3 protein-coding genes and 1 pseudogene are annotated in these 4,689 nt (G+C 60.0%); 1 reads left to right on the top strand and 3 read right to left on the bottom strand.

Going from position 1 to position 4,689, the window contains the following annotated elements; all coding sequences use genetic code 11:
• Positions 1 to 52 precede the first annotated feature (52 nt).
• The 3 genes and pseudogenes from AWB81_RS40525 to AWB81_RS40515 form a co-directional block, all read right to left on the bottom strand.
• Positions 53 to 349 (bottom strand): annotated as a pseudogene (locus AWB81_RS40525) (AMP-binding enzyme); the annotation flags it as partial.
• 165 nt (positions 350 to 514) lie between these two features.
• Positions 515 to 1,804 carry an MFS transporter gene (locus tag AWB81_RS40520; RefSeq protein ID WP_062644002.1) on the bottom strand — a complete coding sequence of 430 codons (1,290 nt, stop codon included), beginning with the start codon at positions 1,802 to 1,804 and terminating at the stop codon, positions 515 to 517.
• A gap of 219 nt (positions 1,805 to 2,023) precedes the next feature.
• The gene (locus AWB81_RS40515; protein WP_235026178.1) at positions 2,024 to 3,064 is read right to left on the bottom strand and encodes an alpha/beta hydrolase; all 1,041 of its coding nucleotides are present in this window, start codon (positions 3,062 to 3,064) and stop codon (positions 2,024 to 2,026) included.
• 107 nt (positions 3,065 to 3,171) lie between these two features.
• Between AWB81_RS40515 and AWB81_RS40510 the strand changes: the two genes are divergently transcribed.
• On the top strand, positions 3,172 to 4,206 hold the full coding sequence (locus AWB81_RS40510) for an AraC family transcriptional regulator (RefSeq protein WP_062644006.1): 1,035 nt from the start codon (positions 3,172 to 3,174) through the stop codon (positions 4,204 to 4,206).
• Positions 4,207 to 4,689 lie beyond the last annotated feature (483 nt).

Here is a 4,689-nt window from a genome sequence, read left to right as displayed (position 1 = left end):
TGTTGCTTGTATGGAAATGCGTTTCTCTTGCGTGGGCGCGCCAGGTTTCCAGCTAGTAATCGCCGTACTGCTCCTGCAACTGGCGCTTGAGAACTTTGCCAGTCGCGCCAAGCGGGACCGACTCGACGAAGACCACCACGTCCGGCTTCCACCACTTCGTCACCTGGCCGTCAAAGAAGGCGAGCAGTTCGTCCGCGGTGAGCGCGCTGCCCGGCTTTTTCACGACCAGCAGCAGCGACCGTTCGTGATGCCGCGCGGCGATGCACACGGCACTCGCGACGTCGGGATGCTGGCACGCGACGTTCTCGATGTCGGCCGAACTGAGCCATTCACTGTCGGAGACGATCACGCTGGATGGGTATGCCGCCACGCACCGGGCAGGGCGCGAAATGAAAACCGATGTTCTGCTTCTCTGCGCTCTCGCGCTCAAGGACACGACCGCGCCCCTCCATCTGGAACGCTGTCCTGTCCAATCGATAAGGCATCCCTATTTAAATGAAACGTCTTGGCCACATTAGCTATCTGCACCATAACCTCGCGCGCCGCGCAGATAACGCACGCCAATCAACAACACGACGCTGGACGCGACACTGGCGAGCGGCAATAATTGCAAGGCGGGCGCCAGCCCCAGTCGGTCTGCCAATGCGCCCGTCGCAACAGAGCCTGGCGCCAGCCCGAGCAGGTTGAAGGCCAATGCCAGTGTTGCCATGGCAGTACTATGAATTGCCTTGGGCGTCAGATTCGCAACCATGGTGCCGCTCGGGCCAATAATGCCAGCGCTAAAGAACATCGCCAATGCGATGAGAGTGAGTTGGGCTGAACCGGCGGGAAACTGAAATGCCGCGAACAGCAATGCTCCACAGGCCAGGTTGTAGGCGATCGCCAGGAGCATTTTCCGTCGTGGCGAACCACGTCCCAGGCGATCGGACAGTGCGCCGCACAGCGGCATTCCACATGCGCCGCAAAGGACGAATACCGCGGCGACGCCACCTGCCTTGCTCAGTGGCATGTCATAGACCCGATTCAGGAAACTCGGCAGCCAGGCAAGCAGGCCACCATTGATGAATAGTTGCAGCCCGCTGCCAATATAGACGCTGATCAACACCGGGGAGGAGAACAGATCTCTCAGCACATCCTTGACGCGGACCGTGCCCGGCGATTCCGTTTGCCTGATGTCGGGTGATTGACCTTTCTGCCCTTCGATCCGCGACGGACTCGCGACCAGCATGTAGAGCAGGCTCAGCGCGATGCCAAAGATCGCCATACCAACGAACGCACTCCGCCAACCGAACTGGCTTGCCAGCGAGCCCCCCAGCCCGATCCCCAGTACAGACCCGACCATGCTGCCCGCCATAAAGGCACCCGTGACGGTGGAGGTGTGCCGGCGCGGAAACATGCTGATGAGGATGGCCACGCCAACGCTGGAGTAAGCGGCTTCGCCGACACCGACCAGAAAGCGCGCCGACAGCAATGTGAAGTAGTTGTGCGACAGGCCGCAGAGCAGGGTCGCGATGCTCCAGATCACGGCCATGATGGTCACGCTACGTACGCGCCCCCATCGGTCGGCGGCAAGCGAGAGTGGGAACGCCAGGACGCCAACGGCGAGCGAGACAATGCCACTGAGCGCCCCGAGCTGAGTGTCGGACAGAACCCACTCCGCCTTGATTTGCGGAAAGACTGCATTGAGCACCTGCCGCGACATATAGTCGGACAAGAGCAGCCCGAACGTCAGCGCAAAAATGACCCATGCATAGCCGCGAGTGTGTCGCGGCTGTGCACCGTCATAGCATGCTGTTGCTTGCATATTCACTGCCACAATTCTGTCTCCTATTTTTGCTGCTGCTCATGCCATCTGTGCGCAGCGTTCTCTTTGGCTCTCGCGTCCGCGAGGCGTGTGCCTGGCTTTCCCATGGCCGCTCGATTTACTTAAGGGAAGGCTTTCAGGGAAGTGAAACCTGCCCTGTGCTCGGCGGCCATGTCACTGGCCGTCCGATCCGTGCCACCCAGCCAAACAACCTGGACGCTAGTGCTCGAGTTGCTCGAGAAATTCCAGGAGCAACTCGTTAACTCGATCAACACTTTCTTCGGCCGCGCTATGGCCCACGCCGGGGAGTAGCACCTTCTTCTGCAATCCGGACAAATATGTGTCGAACTGGTCGTAGATTCCACGAATTTCGATCGGTTCAAGGGAAGGGTCGGCAGCGCCCCCGATAAACAGGCTCGGCTGGCAGACCACCGCACCGTCTAGAAACGCGGTAATTTCCCAGTTCCGGTCGCGACAGCGGTAATAGTTCAGGGCACCGGTAAAGCCTGTGCGCGTGTATTCATCGACGTAGTAGTCGATCGCCCGTGCGCTCAACCAGGACGGGAACTCCTTCGGCTCAGTGAAGGCATTGAGAATGGGCTCACCGGCTTCGATGAACAGGCGCCACCGTTCGGCGCCGACGGCGCTGCCGGAGACCGAGTAGAAGATGCTACGCAAGGTCTTGCGCGGATTGCTGGCCAACTCGCGATCCGGCTTGCCGATCTGCTGGAAGTACAGGTGGTGGAACACCCGACCCTTCGCCATTTCCCGCAAGCCGACGGTCGGTCTGATCTTTCCGCGCGGTGGCACCGGGGTATTGAGCATCACGAGGCCGCGGAACAGGTCTGGTCTCAGCATGGTCGACGCCTGAGCGACCCATGCGCCCAGGTCGTGTCCGACGATTACTGCGGAGGTTTCACCCAGGGCCGCCATCAAGCCAACCATGTCGCCGACGGCCTGGCTCATGTCGTACGCTTCGATCGAATCTGGCCGATCGCTTTGCCCAAATCCCCGTTGATCGGGGACGACGACCCGAAAACCGGCCGCGGCCAACGCCCCGATCTGGCGGCGCCACATGTACCACAGGTAGGGAAATCCGTGCAGCAGAATGACGAGCGGGCCGTGCCCCTCGTCGATGTAATGCATGCGAATGCCATTGACTTCGGCAAAGCAATGCCTGAATGCGGCGGGGTCGTCGGCATCCACTTGCCCCAATGCGGCGCGAGGTTGACCGATGTGCGTTGCAGCGCTTGTTTCCATTGTCTGTCTCCATCTGTTGAGTTCTTGGCCTCAAAGATAGCTCTGACATGAATTCCCTCCTATACTTACTAGGACATAAGCTTGAGCAATTGGGACAGGTGACGTCGGTGCATACCCTGACGCGAAGTGCCAGCCTTACCGACTATGAGCACGTGGCCCGTTCCGTGGGGCTCGATCCGTTTCGGATGCTGCGGCTGGCCAAGCTGCCGGCCAAGGTCCTCATCGATCCGGATATGATGGTTAGTGCCGATTCGGTAGGGTGGCTGCTGGAGGAGTCGGCCCGCCTGTCGGGCCAAGAGGCCTTCGGACTGTTGCTCGCCGAAACGAGAAGCCTGGCTAATCTCGGCATGCTGGCGCTGGCGATCCGGGAAGAGCCCACGCTGCGCGCAGCAGTGCAATTTTTCTCCCGCTATATGCGCCTGCACAACGCCGGCGTGCAATTGCGGCTTGACGATGCAGGTGACGTCGCACTATTGCATATAGGTGTGAATATGCAGGGCCATGGCGTCTGGCGCCAGGCTATAGAACAGTCGACCGGTATCGCATTGCGAACATTGCGAGTGCTGGCCCACGACACCTTCCGGCCGGCAAAGATCTGTTTCACTCACGCGCGGCCCGCCAGTCTTGAAGTGCACCGCCGCGTGCTGAGAACAGCGATCGAGTTTTCACAGGAATGCAATGCCATCGTTTGCCGCAGCCGCGACCTGGACAGGCCCATCCCTGCAGCAGACCCGGCGCTGAATCGCGAAATGAAACGATGGTTGGACGTGCAGTTGGCTAGCCTGCGCGACGAGCCGACACAGCGGGCGCGCCAGATCGTCAGGATGCTGCTGCCAAGCGGACTGTGTTCGGTCGATCGGGTTGCCCAGCATCTTGGCATGCATCGACGCACCCTTAATCGGCACCTGGCGGCCGAGGGCGAGAGCGTCACAACAATCATCAATGCGGTACGGGCTGAACTCGCCGAGGAGTATCTGGCCAACAGCGAACGCAAGTTGTATGAAGTCGCCGAACTTCTTGGCTTTTCCTCCGCCTGTGAACTTTCTCGCTGGTTCCGCGGCCAGTTTGGTAGGACACCCTCGGAGTGGGCCGCCCACTATCAGCAGAGCAAGGTGGCAGCCGGGCCCATCTTGAATAAGTAGCGACTGCAGGTTCGATGACGTCTGACGCGTCTCTTCGTCATCCTAGCTAGTCACACGGCCTCAACCGGCCGCACCCCGCACATTCCTGACGTTACAGATCCCCGCCTGCTTCCGCGATTGCCGACTTACCGCCCGGATTGCACGGGAGCGTCACCGCTATCGGGCTTTTCCAGCCATGGGAGCTAGCTCTCGTCCCAATATGCAAAGAAATTGTCGCGCTAAATCAATGGCATCGCGGCCGCACTGCCTATTATGAGTCCCATGGCACCGATGAAAACGAAGCCCCTGCCGTGTTGACAGAGGTCAGCTACATCTGCCGGACGCCATATTGCGCGCCACCCCACAAGCAGAGATTGGAGACAACATCAATGACAGCAACCGCCGTAACTCAAGACACGATTTCACCAGCCACGCCCATGGCACCGGCCATTGTCCGGCCATCGGTACGCCAGCACTCGATCAAGGTGGAGATTTGCACGCCCG

The organism is Caballeronia arationis (genome assembly GCF_001544975.2).
Taxonomy (GTDB): Bacteria; Pseudomonadota; Gammaproteobacteria; order Burkholderiales; family Burkholderiaceae; genus Caballeronia; species Caballeronia arationis.
Note: the sequence above shows the minus strand (reverse complement) of the source record. Positions and strands in the feature narration are given on the sequence as shown.